Origin of the sequence: Bilophila sp. 4_1_30 (genome assembly GCF_000224655.1) — a bacterium.
Lineage (GTDB): Bacteria > Desulfobacterota > Desulfovibrionia > Desulfovibrionales > Desulfovibrionaceae > Bilophila > Bilophila wadsworthia.
Genome location: NZ_JH114232.1, coordinates 525,572 through 529,576 on the forward strand (window position 1 = coordinate 525,572; position 4,005 = coordinate 529,576).

Annotated in this window: 2 protein-coding genes; one reads left to right on the forward strand and one right to left on the reverse strand. The window is 62.9% G+C overall.

Features of this window, described 5'->3' with window-relative positions; translation table 11 throughout:
* On the forward strand, window positions 1-2,940 hold a 2,940-nt coding region (locus tag HMPREF0178_RS08985), incomplete at its 5' end, for a DEAD/DEAH box helicase (RefSeq protein ID WP_009380305.1).
* A 312-nt stretch (window positions 2,941-3,252) separates the two neighbouring features.
* On the opposite strand, the gene HMPREF0178_RS08990 is transcribed toward HMPREF0178_RS08985, so the two are convergent.
* Entirely contained in the window at window positions 3,253-3,939 is a 687-nt protein-coding gene (locus HMPREF0178_RS08990; RefSeq protein ID WP_009380309.1) for a cytidylyltransferase domain-containing protein, read from the reverse strand.
* Window positions 3,940-4,005: the final 66 nt, after the last annotated feature.

The window sequence follows — 4,005 nt, forward strand, 5'->3', positions numbered from 1 at the left end:
CGCCGCCCGTGGCCCCGCGCCATTGCGGGGGTGCTGCGCGAGCGGGGGATCGCGTCGCTCTACAGCCATCAGGCGCTGACGGCGGATACTGTCCGCGCCGGGCGCGACGTGGTGGTCGCCACGCCCACCGCCAGCGGCAAAACGCTGTGCTACAGCCTGCCGATACTGGAAAAATGCTTGCAGGACCCGGACAGCCGGGCGCTGATGCTGTTCCCGTTGAAGGCTCTGGCGCAGGATCAGCTTGCCGCATTTGGGGAGCTGACCGGGCATTGGCCCGAAGCGGCGAGGCCGTCCATCGCCATCTATGACGGCGATACGACCGATCATTTCCGGCGCAAGATCCGCAAGAACCCGCCCAATGTCCTGATTACCAACCCCGAAATGCTGCATCTGGCGATTTTGCCCTTCCATGAGCAATGGACGACGTTCCTTGCGTCGCTCTCGCTGGTGGTTGTGGATGAGGCGCATACCTATCGCGGCGTGCTCGGATCGCATATCAGCCAGCTTTTCCGCCGCCTGAACCGGATCTGCGCCCGCTACGCCGCCCGCCCCAATTTTGTTTTCTGCACGGCGACGGTCGGCAACCCAGAGGAACTGGCGGGCAATCTGCTGGGCAGGGAACTGGTGCAGGAAAAGGGGCTTCCCTCGGAGAATGCTTCCCCTTTTTCCCCTCTGCTTTCCCCTTCCTCTTCTTCTGAGCCTGTTGCACTGGGGACGGAAAGGTCCCTTAATGTGCCCCAAAAGTTGACGGACATCCCTGTCATCCGCGAATCGGGCGCACCGACGGGCAAGCGGCATATGGTGTTCATCGATCCGGAAGACAGCCCCTCCACAACCGCCATCGCGCTTCTGAAGGCGGCTCTGGCGCGGGGGCTGCGGACTATCGTGTACTGCCGTTCAAGGCGCATGACGGAACTCATCGCGCTGTGGGCCGCTGACAAGGCCGGAAGCTACGCGGGGCGCATCAGCGCGTATAGGGCGGGCTTTTTGCCCGAGGAGCGGCGCGAGATCGAAGCCCGCATGAGTGATGGGCAATTGCTTGCCGTGGTTACGACCAGCGCGCTGGAACTGGGGATCGATATCGGCAGCCTCGACGTGTGCATCCTTGTGGGGTATCCGGGCACGGTCATTTCGACCATGCAGCGGGGCGGCCGCGTGGGGCGGGCCGGGCAGGAATCCGCGGTGCTGCTCGTCGCGGGCGAGGACGCGCTGGATCAGTATTTCATCCATCAGCCCGAGGCGTTTTTCGGGCGTGAGCCGGAACGGGCGGTCATCAATCCCGACAACGACGTCATCGTCAAGCGGCATCTCGAATGCGCGGCGGCGGAACTGCCTTTGGCTTGCGACGATCCGTGGCTGAGGGGCCCGGGCGCGCGGGCGGCGCTGGGTGAACTGGAAAAAGAAGGCCTGCTTCTTAAATCGGCGGACGGCAGGGAATGGGTGGCGGCCCGCAAGCGCCCGCAGCGGCATGTGGATCTGCGGGGCTGCGGCGCGTCGTGTACCATTGTGGACGCCGAGGGCAAGCCCATCGGCAGCGTGGACGGGCATCAGGCGTACAAGGAGACGCACCCCGGCGCGGTCTATCTGCATCGGGGGAAGACGTATGTGGTCAAAAGCCTTGATATGGCGGAGCGGGTTGTCCGCTGCGAAGTGCCGCAACAGCGGGTAAACTGGCATACTCGGGTCAGGAGCCACAAGGAAACCGCCATCATCGAAGTGAAGGCTTCGGGCTCGGCGTTTGGTGCGCCTGTCGCGTTCGGGCGGCTTCGGGTCACGGAGACCATCACCGGCTATGAGCAGCGCTCCGTTGCCGACAACCGGCTGATCTGCGTCGTGCCGTTGGATCTGCCTCCGTTGGTTTTCGAGACGGAGGGCTTGTGGTTTTGCGTGCCGGATGGCCCGCGCCGGGCTACCGAGGACAGCCTCATGCATTTCATGGGCTCCATCCACGCGCTGGAACATGCGAGTATCGGGCTCATGCCGCTGATGGTCATGGCGGACCGTAACGATTTCGGCGGTATTTCCACGCCCATGCACGCGCAGCTCGGGATGCCCGCCGTTTTCGTTTATGATGGGTTGCCCGGCGGCGCGGGGTTGTGCCGTTCGGCTTTCCCGCGCCTTGCGGAATTGTTCGCGGCGGTGCGGGATCTGTTGTTGCGCTGCCCCTGCGAACTCGGTTGCCCGTCTTGCGTACACTCGCCCAAGTGCGGTTCGGGAAACCGACCCATCGACAAGGCGGGGGCATTGTTTTTGTTGGAGCGGATCATGGTGGCTCCTGCTCCGGGCGGAGATATGGCTGTGAGCGGGCTGGAATCGGAACAGCCGAAGGAGAAGACCGTTATGGCGGCTGATATTGAATTGGGAGGCCCGGCGGCGGGAAGCATCGAGCGTATCGTTGCGCCGCTTCCGGAGCGGTTTATGGTGCTCGACGTGGAAACCCGGCGTTCGGCGGCCGAGGTGGGCGGCTGGCATCGGGCGGATCTCATGGGCGTCAGCGTGGCGGTCCTGTACGATTCCAAGGGCGATTGTTTCACCGAATACGAGCAGGAAGATCTCCCGGCCATGTTCGAGCGCCTGAGAGAGGCTGGCTTGGTCATCGGGTTCAACTCGTCGCGTTTCGACTACGCGGTGCTGCAGCCGTTCGCCGGATACGATCTGCGTTCCCTGCCCACGCTGGACATGCTCGTGGAGGTCAAAAAACGGCTTTCTTACCGTGTTTCGCTGGATAACCTGGCCCGTGCCACCCTGAACGCCCCCAAAAGCGCGGACGGGATGCAGGCGCTGCAATGGTGGAAGGAAGGCAACCTTGCCTCCATCGCCGAATATTGCCGCAAGGACGTGGAGATCACCCGCGACGTGTATCTGTTCGGGCACCGGGAAGGCTATCTGCTGTTCACCAACAAGGCCGGGCAGCAGGTAAGGATTGTGGTGGAGTGGTAGGGAAGGAACCGTTGGAGAGGCTCTCTCCGAAAAAAGTTCCCCCATCTCCCGAGGCTTACGGCGTTATCGAATTCCTTTCTGGGGTTCAGGCCGTGAGTCTCGGGAAATGGGGGAATGCGGGATAGGGAGGCGTCCGTCAGCGTGAAGGCTGATCGGGCGTCTTTTCTTTTTCCTTTGTGTCCTGTTGCGCCCCCTGACCGAGGGCGTGGGCGTCGGGGCATCAGCTCGGTACGGAGCGTCGGTTTTTGCCGATCATCCATCTGAAGCCCCAGATGACCCAGCCGACCAGCAGGATGATGAACAGGATGCTTTTCATTGGAACAGCTCCACGATTTCCCGGGGTGTGATGTCCGGGCTGATATCGCGCAGGGCGAGGTTGATGAAGTCGTCGGCGGTGTCCATGTCGAGTTTCATTTCCGGATGGTGCAGGGCCGGATCGAGCGGATCGAAGGTGCGGATGGCGAACAGCTCCGGGTTATCCACGATATACGAGAGGCAGTGCTCACGGTGGGCGGGCAGGGTGGCCTCGTTCATAGCCCTGGTGAACAGCTCGAAGGAGACGATTTCCGCGCCGAGGCCGTCTGGGTAGAGGTTGTTGCGCGGGATGTGGTTGTAGGCGTAGTCGCAGTTTCCGGCGGCGTGTTCGCGCTGGTAGAAGCGGATCAGATTGTCGATTTCCCCGCCCCAGATCAGCGGGTTGTCGGCGCACACGCGGACCACGAGATCCGCACCGTGCGCGGCGGCGGCCCCATGCATCCGCGAGAGTACGTCTTGTTCCGAGCCCCGGAAGGTGTTGACGCCCTGCGCCCGCAAGTGGCGGGCAAGCACTTCGTCGCGCCGGGTATCGGGCAGGGCAACGACCAGATCGTCGGCCAGTTCCGAGCGTGCGCAACGCCCCACCACCCAGTCGATGACGGGCAGGCCGTGCAGGTTCAGCAAGGTTTTGCAGGGCAGGCGGCTTGATCCCAGCCGTGCCTGAATAACGATGACGGTTTTCATGGCTGTGTCCTTTGGGGGAGAAGTGGGAGAGAAGAGGAATCGGGGGAGGGGAGAAGGAACCCTTCT